This is a genomic window from Burkholderia territorii (assembly GCF_902833055.1).
GTDB lineage: Bacteria > Pseudomonadota > Gammaproteobacteria > Burkholderiales > Burkholderiaceae > Burkholderia > Burkholderia territorii.
The window spans coordinates 32,620-48,584 of record NZ_CADFEJ010000026.1 but is presented as its reverse complement, the minus strand read 5'-3'; the positions used below and the strand labels follow the sequence as shown (position 1 = coordinate 48,584).

The 15,965-nt window shown below is 68.7% G+C and carries 12 protein-coding genes; 5 read left to right on the top strand and 7 right to left on the bottom strand.

Features of this window, described 5'->3' with window-relative positions:
- Positions 1-90: 90 nt before the first annotated feature.
- Positions 91-2,550, bottom strand: a complete 2,460-nt coding sequence (locus tag HW466_RS28070; RefSeq protein WP_151006320.1) for a DUF3772 domain-containing protein — start codon at positions 2,548-2,550, stop codon at positions 91-93.
- A gap of 416 nt (positions 2,551-2,966) precedes the next feature.
- On the opposite strand from HW466_RS28070, the gene HW466_RS28065 reads away from it, so the two are divergent.
- On the top strand, positions 2,967-4,385 hold the full coding sequence (locus HW466_RS28065; protein ID WP_174905879.1) for an MFS transporter: 1,419 nt from the start codon (positions 2,967-2,969) through the stop codon (positions 4,383-4,385).
- Positions 4,386-4,721: 336 nt separating this feature from the next.
- Complete coding sequence (locus HW466_RS28060) at positions 4,722-5,957, top strand: hypothetical protein (protein ID WP_174905880.1); 1,236 nt, start codon at positions 4,722-4,724, stop codon at positions 5,955-5,957.
- 267 nt (positions 5,958-6,224) lie between these two features.
- Here HW466_RS28060 and HW466_RS28055 read toward each other — a convergent pair whose 3' ends face one another.
- Complete coding sequence (locus HW466_RS28055) at positions 6,225-8,423, bottom strand: penicillin-binding protein 1A (protein ID WP_151006338.1); 2,199 nt, start codon at positions 8,421-8,423, stop codon at positions 6,225-6,227.
- Positions 8,424-8,520: 97 nt separating this feature from the next.
- Positions 8,521-10,074: a MocR-like pyridoxine biosynthesis transcription factor PdxR gene (gene pdxR, locus HW466_RS28050; protein WP_059769915.1), complete on the bottom strand. Its 1,554-nt coding sequence runs from the start codon at positions 10,072-10,074 to the stop codon at positions 8,521-8,523.
- A gap of 126 nt (positions 10,075-10,200) precedes the next feature.
- Between pdxR and HW466_RS28045 the strand changes: the two genes are divergently transcribed.
- Positions 10,201-10,839 (top strand): FMN-binding negative transcriptional regulator, encoded by a 639-nt coding sequence (locus HW466_RS28045; protein ID WP_059769917.1) that lies wholly within the window; start codon positions 10,201-10,203, stop codon positions 10,837-10,839.
- A 49-nt stretch (positions 10,840-10,888) separates the two neighbouring features.
- Here HW466_RS28045 and HW466_RS28040 read toward each other — a convergent pair whose 3' ends face one another.
- A complete protein-coding gene (locus HW466_RS28040) occupies positions 10,889-11,461 on the bottom strand; it encodes a thioredoxin family protein (protein ID WP_059952055.1) in 573 nt (190 codons plus the stop codon).
- Positions 11,462-11,689: 228 nt separating this feature from the next.
- Here HW466_RS28040 and HW466_RS28035 point away from each other — a divergent pair, with 228 nt between their 5' ends.
- Both HW466_RS28035 and HW466_RS28030 read left to right on the top strand, forming a co-directional pair.
- Positions 11,690-12,430 carry a response regulator gene (locus tag HW466_RS28035; RefSeq protein ID WP_059447123.1) on the top strand — a complete coding sequence of 247 codons (741 nt, stop codon included), beginning with the start codon at positions 11,690-11,692 and terminating at the stop codon, positions 12,428-12,430.
- A complete protein-coding gene (locus tag HW466_RS28030; protein ID WP_059501753.1) occupies positions 12,427-13,749 on the top strand; it encodes an ATP-binding protein in 1,323 nt (440 codons plus the stop codon). The genes HW466_RS28035 and HW466_RS28030 overlap by 4 nt, the downstream gene beginning before the upstream one ends.
- A gap of 91 nt (positions 13,750-13,840) precedes the next feature.
- On the opposite strand, the gene HW466_RS28025 is transcribed toward HW466_RS28030, so the two are convergent.
- The 3 genes from HW466_RS28025 to HW466_RS28015 form a co-directional block, all read right to left on the bottom strand.
- The gene (locus HW466_RS28025; protein ID WP_151005368.1) at positions 13,841-14,575 is read right to left on the bottom strand and encodes a metallophosphoesterase family protein; all 735 of its coding nucleotides are present in this window, start codon (positions 14,573-14,575) and stop codon (positions 13,841-13,843) included.
- Positions 14,576-14,670: 95 nt separating this feature from the next.
- Positions 14,671-15,207: a GNAT family N-acetyltransferase gene (locus HW466_RS28020; RefSeq protein ID WP_059790933.1), complete on the bottom strand. Its 537-nt coding sequence runs from the start codon at positions 15,205-15,207 to the stop codon at positions 14,671-14,673.
- A gap of 42 nt (positions 15,208-15,249) precedes the next feature.
- Positions 15,250-15,882, bottom strand: coding sequence for a LysE family translocator (locus HW466_RS28015; protein ID WP_151005366.1), 633 nt, complete (start codon positions 15,880-15,882; stop codon positions 15,250-15,252).
- Between the last annotated feature and the right edge of the window lie 83 nt (positions 15,883-15,965).

Below are 15,965 nucleotides of genomic sequence, written 5' to 3'. Positions count from 1 at the left end.
GCCGGTTGCCGCGAAAGCGGTAACCGGCCCGTGTCGTTTTCGACGATGCGCGCGCGGCGATGCCCGATCCGCGCCCCCCCGGTCACGTCTTCATTCGTGCCGGGTCGCTCCGTCGCTGGCCGGCATGTTCTGCACGACCAGCATCTGCGGGGTCGACAGCGTGATCTGCGCCGCCCGCAACTGCTTCAGGATCTCGAACAGCAGGTCACTCTTCGTCGAGCTCGCGATCCGCGGGCTCGCCACGTAGCCCGTGACGCTCAGCGTGATCCCGTCGGGCGCCAGCTGGCTGAACGTGACCGACGGCGCCGGTTTTTCGAGAATCGCCGGATGCTCGCGATAGGCATCGAGCAGCAGGTCGCGCACCTGCTCCGGGTCGGTGTTCAGCGGGAACGTCAGCATCAACGTCGCGACGCCCTGCGTGCTGTTGCCCATCGTCACGTTGCGCACGTTCTGCGAGATCAGCTGCGAGTTCGGCACGATCACGGTCGAGCGGTCGCTGAGCTGGATCTCGGTCGCGCGCACGTTGATGCGGCGGATGTCGCCTTCCACACCCGCGATGCTGACCATGTCGCCCACCTTGACGGGACGCTCGGTCAGCAGGATCAGCCCCGACACGAAGTTCTTCACGATCTCCTGGAGGCCGAAGCCGATACCGACCGACAGCGCGCTGACGATCCACGCGAGATTGCTCCATCTGACGCCGAGCAGGCCCAGCGTCATCAGCACGAGCAGCACGTAGCCGACGTTGGTGAACAGCGTGATGAGCGACACGCGCATTCCCGCATCCATGCCGAGCGCCGGCATGAACTCGCCATCGAGCCAGCGGCGCACCGAGCGCAGCAGGTAGAAGCCGATCGCGAACCCGATCACCGCGTTCATGATCCGGTCCGGCATGATGTTCAGGCTCTGCAGCCGCTGGCCGCCGATCATCGCGAGCGCACTGTCGAGCAGGTCGCTCGGCGTCGTGCCGAAGCCGCCCGTCAGCAACGCGATCGCTGCGACCAGCATCAGCAGGCTCGTGCCGAGGCCGGACACGACGGTGTGCGCCTGGTCGAGATGCCGGTCGTCGAGCGCGAACAGGTGCTTGATCTGCTTGCCGGTCGACAGGTTCGCGGAGAACAGGCTCTCGCTCGCGTCGCGCGTCAGCTGCGTCATGATGTAGACGCTGCACAGCACGATCTCGAACCACACGAGCTCGTACGTGATGAAGCGTGCGACGGTGATGTAGCCGATCAGCAGCGCGCCGAGCGACACGACGATCGCCAGCGTGACGCCCGCATGGATGAGCCCCGCGAGCGTCGAACGATCCTCGGGCGACTCGCCGGACGCCGCAAGCGCGCTGCGTACGCGATTCGCGCGCAGGATCGACGCGCCGACGGTCAGCGCGACGACGAGCGAGACGATGCCGCGACCGAACAGCGTGACGGACAGGCTGGTGTCGACGATCCGGTTGATCGATTCGAGCGTGCCGGACATCAACAGCAGCGCGGCCAGCACACCGGGGAACGGCTTCATCGCGAGCGCGACGGGATCGGCGAGCGCGGGCAGGCGCCACGACGGATGCTTCGTGCAGAGCAGCGCGCGGCCGAGGCCGGCAATCAGCGCGCAGGTCACGGCGAGCTTCGCGAACTGGTCCCACAGATCCGTCATCGACGACGTGAGTTCGGCGTGGCGGGCGAGCGCGAGATAGAGGATCTGGACGGCGACCGCGGTCGCGAGCAGCGTCGAGAACGCCGTCGCCAGCGCCAGCGCGCTGCGGCGCAGCCGGGTGGGCGGCAGGCGGTTCAGGCAGAACCATGCGAGCCCGCGTTCGACGATGCGGCGGCCGCCGAGCCAGACCGCGAACGCGGCGATCATCAGCAACGTGGTGAGCGCGCGCTGGCCGGGCGTCCAGGACGAGCGCAGCATGTCGCGCAGTTCGTCGTTGAAATCGTCGAGCCGCTGCACGTCGTCCGGCGACAGATGGAACAGCGGCATCCAGAACTGCGCGCCGAAGATGCTGCCGGAGCGGAACGCGAGCTGGTTCTTCAACAGGCTGCGGTGCAGCTTCGAGAACTGGTCGTTCAGGTTCGCGAGGTTGGTCTTCTGGTCGGCGGCCTGCTTCAGCGCCGCGTCGATCTGCGCCTTGCGTGCGTTCAACGTCGCCCGTTGCTGTTCGACGGCGGGTGTTTCGGGCGATGCGCCCGGAGCCGGCGGCGGGCCGAGCACGTCGAGCTGCGCCTGGACCTGCGTGCGTTGCGGCGCGAGCTGGCTCTGCAGCTTGTCGACGTCGGCGCTCAGCTCCTGGGTTGCTTCGGCGAGCTCGTCGAGCTCCTTGCTGTTGGTCGCGTTCGACGTCTGCTGCTTGATGCGGTCCTGTTGCACCTGCATCTGCTTGAGTTGCGCAACGGCCTCGCCGAGCGAAATCGCCGGCACGGGGGCGCCGACGCCGCTCGCGCCCGGCGCGGACGCGGCCGTCGGAAACGCCGACGCGGCGGCGATCGCCGCGAACTGCAGCAGTGCGAACAGCGCGATCCGGCGTGCGTACGTGGATAGTCGTTGTATGGACATGGATGCTTACGTTTTGCCGACAATGTCGGGCGCGCGAAGGCGCCCCGGAAGCCGGAAGTTGGCCCGGTAGCATGTTACCGGGGCGCGGCGGCCGCGGCGCTGCCGATCGTGCGCGTCGGCCGCCGCGTGCCGCAGTGCGCGCGCGGGCATCCGATGTCGCGCAGGCCCTTGCCGGCGCGGCCGTGACGGTCGCATGCGCGGGCCGGCAGCGGAACTTCGCGACGCCGGCGTGCCTTACAGATTCGACAGACGGTTACGGAATTTACACAATATCGGGCGCGAAAGTAGGGTATCCGAACAGGTTCGCCATGCAACGCGGGTCGCGCGGCGTGCCGGTACAATGCAGCGAATCGCTTGACGGCGGCCCGCTGGCCGCCAAACAACAACACACGACACGATCAGGAGACACGACCAAGATGGTCTCAACGGACAGCTTTCCACAGGCAGCCGCCTCGTCCTCTTCCATCGACCCGGGCTCGATTTCAGCCCGCCTCGATCGCCTGCCGCCGACCCGCAGCGTCTGGAAGCTCGTCGTGCTACTGAGCCTCGGCTTCTTCTTCGAACTCTACGATCTGCTGTACAGCGGCTACGTCGCGCCGGGCCTCGTGAAAAGCGGGATCCTCTCCACGACGACGCATGGCCTGTTCGGCACCACGGGCGTCGCCAGCTTCATCGCCGCACTGTTCTCGGGCCTTTTCATCGGCACGATCGCATGCGGCTTCCTCGCGGACCGCTTCGGACGCCGCGCGATCTTCACGTGGTCGCTGCTGTGGTACACCGCCGCCAACGTCGTGATGGCGTTCCAGGACACGGCGGCCGGATTGAACTTCTGGCGCTTCGTCGTCGGTCTCGGCCTCGGCGTCGAGATGGTGACGATCGGCACGTACATCTCCGAGCTCGTGCCGAAGCAGATCCGTGGCCGCGCGTTCGCGTGCGAGCAGGCGGTCGGGTTCGTCGCGGTGCCGGTGGTCGCGTTCCTCGCGTACCTGCTCGTGCCGCACGCCCCGCTCGGCCTCGACGGCTGGCGCTGGGTCGTGCTGATCGGCGCGCACGGCGCGCTGTTCGTATGGTGGATTCGCCGCGAGTTGCCGGAGAGCCCGCGCTGGCTCGCGCAGCAGCGGCGCGTCGACGAAGCCGATCGCATCATGCGCGCGCTCGAGGCGAAGGTCGAAGCCGAATACGGCCGGCCGCTGCCGCCGCCCGCGCCGGCCGAGCCGGTGCCGCCGCGCGGCAGCTTCCGCGACATGTGGGTGCCGCCGTATCGCAGCCGCACGATCATGATGACGATCTTCAACGTGTTCCAGACGGTCGGCTTCTACGGTTTCGCGAACTGGGTGCCGACGCTGCTCATCAAGCAGGGCATCACGATCACGTCGAGCCTCATGTATTCGAGCGTGATCGCGCTCGCGGCGCCGCTCGGTCCGCTGATCGGCCTCGTGATCGCCGACCGCTTCGAGCGCAAGTCGGTGATCGTCGCGATGGCGGCGGCGATCGTCGTCTGCGGGCTGGTGTTCAGCCAGACGACGGCGGGTGCGTTCCTGATCGTGCTCGGGATCGGGCTCACGCTTGCGAGCAACATCATGTCGTACAGCTTCCACGCGTATCAGGCCGAGTTGTTCCCGACGTCGATCCGTGCGCGCGCGGTGGGCTTCGTCTATTCATGGAGCCGCTTCTCGGCGATCTTCTCGTCGTTCGTGATCGCGGCCGTGCTGAAGGGCTTCGGCACGCTCGGCGTGTTCGCGTTCATCGCCGGCGCGATGGCGATCGTGATGGCCGCGATCGGATTCATGGGGCCGCGCACCAAGGGCATCGCGCTCGAAGCCATTTCGAAGTAGACGCGGGCTGCGCACTCGCATGTCACATGCCGCATACGGCGCGCGAGTGCAGTTCCGGCGTTTCGGGCTGCAGACAACACGCAGCAGCGAGCAGCGTGCCATGCAGCGGTGACGCAAGCGGCAACGAGTTGAAACAAAGGGTGACGAAGCGCAAAACCGCCGCGAACTGTCGGGGGCGGCCCTGCCGATTCGTGTGTGCGCAGGTAGAATGGAAGGCCTGACGACTCATTAGCCGCCATTGAACCGAACGCGTTGCATTGCGAACGGCTCCACCGCAAAGAGGCGTCGGCGCCGGGCACATGCGTGCCGCTGGCGTGTCGATGGCTCGCGCGGCAGATGCGCCGTTCGCAACATGCGGCGGCCGGATCGGCCGATGGCTTCGATCGCATGATGCTCTCCGACCTGACGCGGCGGTTTTCCAGGCCGCGTTGCCGTTCCCTCGCGCTTGCCACGTCTGTGTGGCTCGTGGCCGCTGTTCCGATTTCCGGGCTTGTCGCGCGGCCAGCCTTCGCCGCTTCCGACGTGCCGCCGGCCACTGCTACGTCGTCCTCATCAACTGCTTCGAGCGCGCATCCGGCGTCGCCGGCGCGTGCGTCGGCCGAGGTCGGTCCGGCGTCCACCGTGCATCGTCCGTCGCCCGCCAGCGGGGCGTCGGGGGCGTCCGGCGCCTCCCCGGCATCGGCCGCATCGGCCGCGTCGGCAGCATCGGCTGCATCCGGCACATCGGCAAGCGAAGCCGAGGCACCCGCACCGACGCCGCCGCGCCGGCACCCGCCACTGTCGGCAGACGACGCGAAGAACGCGACCGAGCGTGCGATCGACATGCGCAAGCGCTTCACGCAGGAAGTCACGCGACGCCTGAACGTGCCCGCGAGCGAACAACGCGCGTATGGTGACCGCCTTCAGAAGGCGCTCGACGATGCGGATCTCGGCGACCTTGCCGGCGAATATGTCGCGATGGTCGATCGCGCGTCGAACGTGCAGGCGCTGTTCATCTACTTCCGCGCGACACCGTCCAACGCGTGGCTGATGATCGGCGCGTCGCCGGTCGGCACGGGATGGCCCGGCCAATACGATCACTTCCTGACGCCGCTCGGCGTGTTCCACCACTCGCCCGACAACATGGACTTCCGTGCGGAAGGCACGACGAACGACAACGGCATTCGCGGCTACGGCGCGCGCGACATGCGCATCTACGACTTCGGCTGGGTCGATGGCGAGCGGGGCTGGGGCAAGGGCGGCAAGTCGCCGATGCGCTTCCAGATGCACGCCACCGACCCCGACCGCCTCGAGCCGCTGCTCGGCATCCGGCACTCGAAAGGCTGCGTGCGGATTCCCGCTTCGCTGAACACGTTCCTGGACCGGCACGGCATCCTCGACGACGACTATCAGGCGCGCGTCGAGGCCGGCAAGTCGTTGCGGGTGTTGCGCCGCGATCGCGACATCACGCCGATCGCCGGCCGCTACCTGGTGGTGATCGACAGCGCGCGCAAGACACGTCCGGCATGGTCGCCGGCGCCGGGGCGCAATGCATGGTCGAAGCTGCCGAAGAGCGGCGACACGGCGGACTGACGACGGGTTGGTGCGACGATGCGGCGAAGGTCGTACGACGCGGGCGCCGCGTTCGACGCACTGGCCGCGACGCTCGCTGCGGCGTGAGCGCGTCGTCGGCCGGCGCAACGTTCAGGTGCTGACGCGGCTCGCCGGCGAAATCGAACAATCTCTAGTCACGGAACGCGAAACGCCACGCATCGTCGACGCGCTCGAACGCCTCCACGATGCGTGGCGCGTGCCGTGATCGCTTCGTTCAGGCACGCTAAGCATCGCGCCGCGCAGTGCTCAGCGGAAAATCTTCAGCCAGTCGAACAGCCCCGGGTGCGGACGCCGCCTCGGTGCAGGCGCCGGTGCGCTGCGCGGCCGGAAGTCGGGCGAGAACTGCGCATGCGGATCGATCGCGCGCGCCCGCAGCGCCGCGTCGTAGAACGAGCCTACGATCGGCAGCGCGCTGTGCGCGCCCGCGCCCCAGTAGTCGCTGCGCAAAGTCACGCTGCCGTCGTCGAAGCCGACCCAGGCGCCGGCCACCAGTTGCGGATGCATCAGGATGAACCAGCCGTCCGTGTTGTCCTGCGTCGTGCCGGTCTTGCCCGCGACGTCGACACGAATGCCGTAGCGCGAGCGGATGTCGGCACCGGTGCCGTAATCGACGACGCCGCGCATCACGTCGACCAGCGTCTGGGCCGCGGCCGCCGGCAGTGCGCGTTCGGGCGGCGCGCTGCCGAATGCGGCCAGCACCTTGCCGTCGCGATCCTCGATGCGCGTGATCATCTGCGGCGCGACGTACACGCCGCGGTTCGCGATCGTCCCATACGCGGACACCATTTCCTTCAGCGTGACGGGGCTCGTGCCGAGCGCGAGCGAGGGCACCGCGTCGAGCGTGCTGTCGCGCACGCCCATCGCGCGCGCGAGCTGCGCGACCCGAGCCGCGCCTTCGCGCTGCATCACCTGCGCGGCAATGCGATTGCGCGACAGTGCGAGCGCGTCGCGCAGCGTCATCGGCGCGTCCGTCGGCGGCTCGGCATCGGTCGGGTGCCAAACCGCGTGCGCGCCGATCGGGATCGCGACGGGGCGATCGACGAACGTATCGCCCGGCCGCATGCCGTCCGCGAACGCGGCGCCATAGACGAACGGCTTGAACGTCGAGCCCGGCTGGCGCCGCGCCTGCACGACGTGATCGAACGGCTCGCTGCCGAAGTCGGGGCTGCCGACCCATGCGCGAATCGCGCCGTTGCGTGGATCGATCGCGACGAAGCCGGCCTGTACCTGCGTCTTGCGCTCGCACAGCGCGCGGATGAACGCGCGATTCGCGCCGAGCTGCTTCAGTGCCGCCGCATCCGCGAGCCCCGCGTCGAGCGCGGCGCGATAGTCCGGTGTCTGCCGGATGAAGCCGCGGAACAGGTCGTTGCGCAGCCCGCAGCCGGACGGGTTGTGCCATGCGCTATCGGCGATCGACTGCAGGCGATCGGTCTGTTGCGTCAGCGCTCGCGTCGCCATGTCCTGCAACTGCGCATCGAGCGTCGTGCGCACGACGAGCCCGTCGGCGTAGAGATCGTAGTTGTTGCGGTCGGCCCATGCGATCAGCCACTTGCGCAGCTGCACCGCGAAATGAGGGGCGGGGCCGGGCTGCGCTGTCTGCGGTTCGAAGTCGACGCGCAGCGGCCTGCGCTGCAACTGCGCGAGCTGTCGCGGCGACAGCATGCCCATGGCCGCCATCCGGGCGAGCACGATGTTGCGGCGCTGCACCGCGCGCTCCGGGTTCAGCACGGGGTTGTAGTAGCTATTGCCCTTCAGCATCCCGACGAGCGTCGCGCTTTCGACGATGTCGAGCTGGTCCGCCGACTTGCCGAAATAGGTGCGCGCGGCCATCTCGACGCCGTACGCGTTGTACAGGAACGGCACCGTGTTCAGGTAGGTCTCGAGAATCTCGTCCTTGCTGTACACCGTTTCGATCTTGAATGCGGTGATCAGCTCCTTCACCTTGCGCGTGAGCGTCGGCGCGCGGCCCACTTCGTCCGGATACAGGTTGCGCGCGAGTTGCTGCGTGATCGTCGAGCCGCCCTGGCGACTGCCCGAGAACGTATGGAGCGCGGCCGACGCCGTGCGCTTCCAGTCGATGCCGTGATGCGCGTAGAAGCGGTGGTCCTCGGTCGCGATCAGCGCGTCGACCATGTGCGGCGAGATCTGCTTGAGCGGCACCCACTCGCGGTTGACCGGCCGGAATTCGGCGATCAACTGGCCATCGGCCGACAGCACGCGCGCGGGGCGGTCGATGCGCGCCTTGCGGATGTCGCCGATGCTCGGCGTAAACGGGACGAACGCGAACAGAACCAGCAGGCCGAGCAGTGGTATCGCGGCGAGCGTCAGCGCGACGCCGCGGCGCGTCGGATGACGCAGACGATGCCACGCACCGGCGCCCAGCACGCGGGCGCCGGTGCGGCAGCGAAGCCACAGGTCTCGAAGAAACGGCACGAAGCGATTCACGGCGGCAGGAGCGCGAGCGGAAAAGGCGCGATCCTAGCAAACGGCGCACCGTTGCCGGCGGCCAAACCGGCCGTTTTCTTGCAGGATTTACAGACGATTACGTTTGTTTCCCGCGGACAACCTTTGGTCGGCCGCGCCGTCGCGATTCTTCCGATGAAACGGTGCCGGCCGCTTCGCCGACCACATCCGCGAGCCGCTGCGCGGCCGCTTCCATTCGTGCTCGATCGAAGCCGCCGAAGCCGAGCACGAGGCCCGGGCGCGCGGTGCCCGGCGCGAACATCGGCGACACCGCGCGCACCGCGACGCCCGCTTGCGCGGCGCGCGCCACCACGTCGAGATCGTCGATTCCTTGCGCGAGCCACAGCACGACGTGCATGCCCTGGTCGCCCGGCTGCACCCACGCGCGTTCGCGCGGCAGCCGCGCGCCGAGCGTGTCGATCAGCAGCGCGCGCTGTTGCGCGTAGACGCCGCGCACGCGGCGAATGTGGCGGTCGAGATGCCCTTCCGCGATGAACGCGGCGAGCACGTGCTGATCGGCGGTCGGCGCGTGCCGATCCATCAGCGCGCGCGCGCCGCAGAACGCGGGCACGAGATCGTCGGGCACGATCACGTAGCCGAGCCGCAGCGAAGGGAACAGGATCTTGCTGAACGTGCCGAGATAGATCACGTGTTCGGGATCCAGGCCTTGCAGCGACGGAAACGGGTAGCCTTCGTAGCGCAATTCGCTGTCGTAGTCGTCCTCGACCACCCACGCGCCATGCGCGCGCGCCCAGCCGAGCAGCGCGTTGCGTCGCGCCATGCTCATCGGCATCCCGAGCGGGTACTGGTGCGACGGCGTGACGAATGCCGCGCGCGCGTCCGGCGCGAGACGGATGCCGGCCTCGACGTCGATGCCGTCCGCGTCGACCGGCACGCGGACCATCGCGTCATGCCGGCCGGTGCTTTCGAGCAGCGCGGTAATGCCGCGATAGGCGGGATTCTCGACCCACGCGCGATCGTTCGGGCCGAGCAGGATCTGGCTCGCGAGATGCAGCCCCTGTTGCGTGCCGCTCGTGATCACGACCTGATCGGCGGTGCAGCGCACCGAACGGGAGCGGCGCACGTAATCGGCAATTGCTTCGCGCAGCGGCAGCGCGCCTTGCGGATCCGCATAGCCGGACGGCGCACCGGCGCCGCGTGCGCGCAGGCGGTTGCCGAGCCGGCGCCAGATGTCGTCGGGTGCGGTGAGCCCGACCGGCACCGAGATCGCGAACGGCACGGCCGGCAGCGGACGGAATTCGCGGGCGATCCGTGCGAACGTCGCGGCCGGTTCCGGCAGGCCGGTGCGTGCCGCGCGCGGGCGGGGCACGGATGGTTCGCCCGCCGGTGCGGAGGGCTCGGCAAGCGCGTTCGCCACGCGCGTGCCGGCACCGCCGCGCGACTCCAGGAAGCCTTCGGCGACGAGTTGCGCATACGCGTCGACGACGGTGCCGCGCGCAACCTGGAGCGACGTCGCGAGCAGCCGCGTGGACGGCAGCGTGTCGCCGGGCCGCACGTCGCCGCGCCGTACCGCGTTCCGCAACGCCTGCGCGAGCTGGCGGCTCAGGTCGCCGGCCGCGCGGTCGAGCACGCCGAGCGACGGGATTTCGATGACTCGGGCGGTTCTGGCCATTATTCTGGTCTGTTGAAATTGTTCGAAACCGGCTCTACAGCATAAACCAGTTAGCGGTCACAATCCGCGCATGACGGGCCGGTTCCGGCCCGTTTCGTCCGAACCCTGTCCAGCCGTGGAGCCGCCATGTATGTGCCTGCCGAATTCGCCGAATCCCGCCCCGACACGCTGCGCGAACTGATCGTCGGTCATCCGTTCGGCACGCTGGTCACGCACGGCAAGAGCGGGCTCGATGCGAGCCACCTGCCGTTCGAGTGGCTGCCGGTCGATGGCGGCCTCGGCGAGCTGCATGCGCACGTCGCGCGCGCGAATCCTGTGTGGCAGGAGGTCGCGAACGGCGACGAGGTGCTCGTGATCTTCCGCGCCGGGGACGCGTACATTTCGCCGAACTGGTACCCGAGCAAGCACGCCGCGCATCGGCAGGTGCCGACGTGGAATTACGTGGTCGTGCATGCGCACGGGCGCATCACGGTGCGCGACGACGAGAAGTTCGTGCGTGGCGTGGTGGCGCGGCTGACGCGCACGCACGAAGCGTCGCAGCCGGTGCCGTGGAAGATGGCCGACGCGCCGAAGGACTATCTCGACACGATGCTGCAGTCGATCGTCGGGCTGCAGATCGAGATCACGCGGCTCGTCGGCAACCGCAAGCTCGGGCAGAACAAGGCGGTCGACGATATTCGAGGCGCGGGCGATGCGCTGATTGCGGACGGGAATCTCGCGATCGGGGAGGCGATGCTGGCGGAGGCGGATGCGAAGCGGAAGTGAGTCGCGGTGAATCGCAGCGGGCGCATGCCGCGCCCTCGGCCGGCGCACGCTACTGCGTGCGCGTCGCTCCCTGCGACGCCTGCGCCAGCGCCCCCCGGATCGCCGCTTCCGTCTTGTCATACCCGCCCTCGCCATACCGCGTATAGACGACTTTCCCATTCGCATCGATCAGGTACAGCGCGGGCCAATACTGGTTCCCGTACGCGCGCCACGTGTCATAGCGGTTGTCCTGCGCGACGGGGTACTCGATGCCGAAGCGCTTGACCGCATCGGCGACGTTCTTCGCATCGCGCTCGAACGGATACTCGGGCGTATGCACGCCGACCACCACGAGCCCTTGGTCGCGATACTTCCGGTACCAGTCGTTCACATACGGAATCGTATGAATGCAGTTGATGCACGAGTACGTCCAGAAGTCGACCAGCACGACCTTGCCGCGCAACTGGTCGAGCTTGAGCGGCGCGCTGTTGTGCCAGCGCTCGATGCCGGTGAAGTCGGGCGCCTGCATGCCGGCCAGCGAAGCGGTCGGGCCCGCGTCGTCGCGGGTGCCGGCGAAGGCGGCGAGCCCGGCCGTGGCGGCGAGGGCGATCACGAGGGCGGCGGTCCTGAATCTGGGCAGCATGGCGGTTCTCCGGTTCGGCCGGCCACCGCGCGAATGCATCGGCCGGACAGGTTTCGACAGTCGTCATTGGGCCGCGCCGACGTATCTGCGGTGTGTCCGGCAAGCCGCGCGTGTGCAATGTTGTGTGTCGTCACGGCGGCGCGATACATTGGGATACAAACGCGCGCCCGCGGTGCGGTATAAAGGCGGACATCGCCAGCCGGAACATCACGCCAACGACACCGACTCATGGACAAGATCGACCACGTATTGATCGTCGACGACGATCGCGCGATCCGCGAACTGATCGCGGACTATCTGGAGAAGAACGGCATGCGCGTGTCGCTCGCGGCGAACGGCCGCGAGATGCGCAACGTGCTCGACGATGGCGCGCCCGACCTGATCGTGCTCGATCTGATGATGCCCGGCGAGGACGGCCTCACACTTTGCCGCGACCTGCGCGCGGGCAAGTTCCGGACGGTGCCGGTGCTGATGCTGACGGCGCGCGGCGAGGAAACCGACCGCATCATCGGCCTCGAGATGGGCGCCGACGACTATCTCGCGAAGCCGTTCGCGGTGCGCGAACTGCTTGCGCGGATCCGTTCGGTATTGCGCCGCGCGCGCATGCTGCCGCCCGGCATGCAGGTGACGGAGACGGCCGCGATGCTCGCGTTCGGCGAATGGCGGCTCGACACGACGGGGCGTCACCTGCTCGACACCGAAGGCACGCTGGTTGCGTTGAGCGGCGCCGAGTACCGGCTGCTGCGCGTGTTTCTCGACAATCCGCAGCGCGTGCTGACGCGCGACCAGTTGCTCAATCTCACGCAGGGCCGGCAGTCCGACCCGTTCGACCGGTCGATCGACCTGCTCGTGAGCCGGCTGCGGCAGCGCCTGCGCGACGGCGCGCGCGAGCCGCGCTACATCAAGACGCTGCGCAACGAGGGCTACGTGTTCTCGTCGGCGGTGACCGCGGTCGAAGGCGACGCATGAGCGCGCGCACGCCGTGGCACTGGCCGCGCTCGCTGTTCGCACGGCTCGCGCTGATCCTGTGCGTGGGCCTCGCGCTCGCGCAGACGCTGTCGTTCTGGCTCACCGTGACCGAGCGCGACCAGGCGACCACCAACCTGATGATGGGCTACATCGAGCGCGAGGTCGCGAGCTCGGTCGCGCTGCTCGACCACCTGCCGCCCGACCAGCGCGCCGCGTGGCTGCCGCGTCTCGCGCGGCGCAGCTACGCGTTCATCCTCGGGCCGGGCGAGACGGGCACGCCGCCGGAAGCGCGGCTCTCGGCGCGCGTCGAGCGCTCGATCTCGGACGGCATCGGCGGCGATTACCCGCTGACCGCGAACGCGCTGCCCGGCGATCGCGAGCATCTTCAGGTGCATCTGCGCCTGACCGACGGCTCGCCGCTGACGATCGACATCCATCCGATGTCGACGGTGCCGCTGTCGGGCTGGCTGCCCGTCGTGCTCGCGCTGCAGCTCGCCGTGCTGGCCGCGTGCTGCTGGCTCGCGGTGCGGCTCGCGACGCGGCCGCTGAAACAGCTCGCGCAGGCGGCCGACGCGCTCGGCCCCGACCTGAAGGGCGAACGCCTGAGCGAGGACGGCCCGTCCGAAGTCGCGCGCGCGGCCCGCGCGTTCAATGCGATGCAGGACCGCATCGCACAATACATGGCCGAGCGCATGCAGATTCTCGCGTCGATCTCGCACGACCTGCAGACGCCGATCACGCGGATGCGGTTGCGCGTGGACGTGATGGACGACGACACGCAGGGCGCGAAGCTGCGCCAGGACCTGCTCGAGATGGAGCATCTGGTGAAGGAAGGCGTCGCGTATGCGCGCACGCTGCACGGCACGGAGGAGGCCGCGCGCCGCATCGATCTCGATGCGCTGCTCGACAGCATCGTGTGCGACTACACGGATGCGGGGCAGGACGTCGCGCTGCACAGCGGCGGGCCGCTCGCGCTCGTCACGCGGCCGAAGGCGCTGCGCCGGATCGTCGGCAACCTCGTCGACAACGCGCTGAAGTTCGCAGGCGCGGCCGAGATCGACGTGCGGGCGGCTCCGGGCGGCGGGGCCGTCATTGCAGTGCTCGATCGCGGGCCCGGCATTCCGGACGATCAGCTCGACGCGGTGTTCGAGCCGTTCCGGCGCGTAGAGACGTCACGCAATCGCGAGACGGGCGGCACGGGGCTCGGCCTGGCGATCGCGCGTCAACTTGCGCTTGCGATGGGCGGCACGCTCACGTTGCGCAACCGGCCGGACGGCGGCGGGCTCGAAGCGCGGCTGACGTTGGCGAACGTTGCGTGATGCGCCGGGCAGGACGCTCGGTCGCGATCGAACGCGTGCGGCGAATCGGTATCCGGGGAACGACGCGCGGTGAGCGCAAGGCGATGCCGTGTCAGCAGCGGCCGGTGCGCAGCGCGACGGTCCAGTCGTCGCGGCCGCGCGATGCCGCGGTGGCGGCGGCCGTATGCCAGTCGTATTCGACGGCATGGAACTCGGCGTGCCAGCCGGCCGGCGTGCGCGACACCATCGCGTAGCGCGCATGCGGCGAACCGGTTTCGATCTTGTGCGGATGCGGAAGATCGTCCATGTACGCCTGCAGCCCGACGCTGCCCGGGTTGACGATCACACGGCCGTCGTCGAGCTTCGCGATGCGCGGCACATGCGTATGACCGCACAAGATCAGCGACGCCGTCGCGTCGCTCGCGCGCTGCGCGATTTCATCCGGCGTTGCGGCGCGGCAGCCGTCAGGCGTCACCGTTTCGAGGAAATAGTCGAGGTCGCTCGCGGGCGTGCCGTGCACCATCAGCACGTCGTCGCCGAGCGTCAGGCGCTCGGGCAGCGCGGCGATCCATGCGCGATGGTCGTCGCGCAGCGCGTCGTGCGCCCAGCGGTCCGACAGCCGCATCGTGGCGCGATCGCCGGTCAGCAGTTGCCGCTCGTGATTGCCCTTGATGGTCGGCAGGTCGAGCGCGATCAGGCGGTCGGCCGTGTCGGCCGGATGGAGCGCGCCCGACACGATGTCGCCGAGGTTGACGATCACGTCGGCGCCGCGGCGGCGCACGTCGTCGAGCACCGCGTCGAGCGCGGCGAGGTTACTGTGGATGTCGGACAGCGCGGCGATTTTCATGGCGGTTCAGTCGAGGCGGGGAATCGCGATTGTCGCGAATTCGGCGCGGATCGTCCAATCGCGTTGCTGGCGCGATACGCGCGACGCGGCGGGTTTCAGTCGGTCGCGAGGCGCGCGTACATCGCGAAATCGCCCGGTACGCCGCGCACCATCCGGTACGCGCGCAACAACCCTTCGTAGCGGTAGCCGCATTTCTGCAGGACGCGCGCGGAGCCGGCGTTGCCGGTCAGCACGACACCCTGGATGCGCATGAAGCCACCTTCGGCGAACGCCCACGCGGTGACGCTCGCGCACAGCGCGCTCGCGATGCCGCGCCCCCAATGCGACGGTGCGAGGTCGAATGCGATCTCGGCCGAGCGGTTCGCGCTGGAAACCGTATGGAGTCCGATGGTCCCCGCCAGGGCGCCGGACGCGTCGTCGACAATTGCAAGGCGGCGGATCGAATCCGGATGCGTCGACTCGATGCCGTCGAACAGCGGCAGCAGATCGTCGCGCGCATGGAGGTTCCAGCTCGTGTGGCGGACGACGTCGTGTTGCGACAGGTACGCATACCACGCGTCGAGATCCGCGCGCTCGAGCTGCCGGAGCGACACGCCGGGGAAACCGGAGCGGGGCGGCGCGGCGATCCTCATCGCTCGCCCGTCACGCACGATGCGGCGCGCATGCCAACGCGCCTACGCGGCATGACGCCGGTACAGCGCGAGCGAACCGGCGAGTGCGATCAGCATCGCGCCGCACGTGCGTTCGAGCCACAGCGCGCCCGAGCGCTTCAGCAACTGCACCGCGCGAGCGCCCAGCAGCGCGTAGCCGAACATCACGGCCCCGTCGAGCAGCGCGAACGTGACCGCGAGTGCGACATATTGCGGCGCGAGCGGCGCGGACGGATCGAGGAACTGCGGCAGGAAGGCGGAGAAGAACAGATAGCCCTTGGGATTCGTCACCGCGGTCAGGAAGCTCTTCGCGAAGATCGATGCGTTGCAGCCGTGCGCCGTGCCGTCATGCGCGACGGCGACGTCGAGCGAGCCCTTCGACGTGAGCAGCCGGATGCCGACATACGCGAGATAGGCGGCGCCCAGCCATTTCACCACGGAGAACCAGAATGCCGACGCCATCAGCAGCGCGCCGAGACCGAGCGCGACCGCGACGATCAGCACGAAGTCGGACAGCATCGCGCCGGCGAGGCCGTACGCCGCGCGGCGCACACCGTAGCGCGAGCCGTTGGTCAGCGCGAGCAGCACGGTCGGGCCGGGTGTCGCGATGCCGACGAAGGCGACGGCGGCGAAGATCAGCAGGGTCGTTTGATGCATGCCGGAGGCTCCCTGTGGAAGGCGGGTGCCCGATTATCGGGTGCGCGTCGTCGCGCTGTACAGCGGCGTTCGCTGCGCAGCCG

Coding starts and splice junctions, on each gene's coding strand:
- HW466_RS28070 (WP_151006320.1), bottom strand. CDS start 2,550: ATGTCCATACAACGACTATCCACGTACGCACGCCGGATCGCGCTGTTC.
- HW466_RS28065 (WP_174905879.1), top strand. CDS start 2,967: ATGGTCTCAACGGACAGCTTTCCACAGGCAGCCGCCTCGTCCTCTTCC.
- HW466_RS28060 (WP_174905880.1), top strand. CDS start 4,722: ATGCGCCGTTCGCAACATGCGGCGGCCGGATCGGCCGATGGCTTCGAT.
- pdxR (WP_059769915.1), bottom strand. CDS start 10,074: ATGGCCAGAACCGCCCGAGTCATCGAAATCCCGTCGCTCGGCGTGCTC.
- HW466_RS28045 (WP_059769917.1), top strand. CDS start 10,201: ATGTATGTGCCTGCCGAATTCGCCGAATCCCGCCCCGACACGCTGCGC.
- HW466_RS28040 (WP_059952055.1), bottom strand. CDS start 11,461: ATGCTGCCCAGATTCAGGACCGCCGCCCTCGTGATCGCCCTCGCCGCC.
- HW466_RS28035 (WP_059447123.1), top strand. CDS start 11,690: ATGGACAAGATCGACCACGTATTGATCGTCGACGACGATCGCGCGATC.
- HW466_RS28030 (WP_059501753.1), top strand. CDS start 12,427: ATGAGCGCGCGCACGCCGTGGCACTGGCCGCGCTCGCTGTTCGCACGG.
- HW466_RS28025 (WP_151005368.1), bottom strand. CDS start 14,575: ATGAAAATCGCCGCGCTGTCCGACATCCACAGTAACCTCGCCGCGCTC.
- HW466_RS28020 (WP_059790933.1), bottom strand. CDS start 15,207: ATGAGGATCGCCGCGCCGCCCCGCTCCGGTTTCCCCGGCGTGTCGCTC.
- HW466_RS28015 (WP_151005366.1), bottom strand. CDS start 15,882: ATGCATCAAACGACCCTGCTGATCTTCGCCGCCGTCGCCTTCGTCGGC.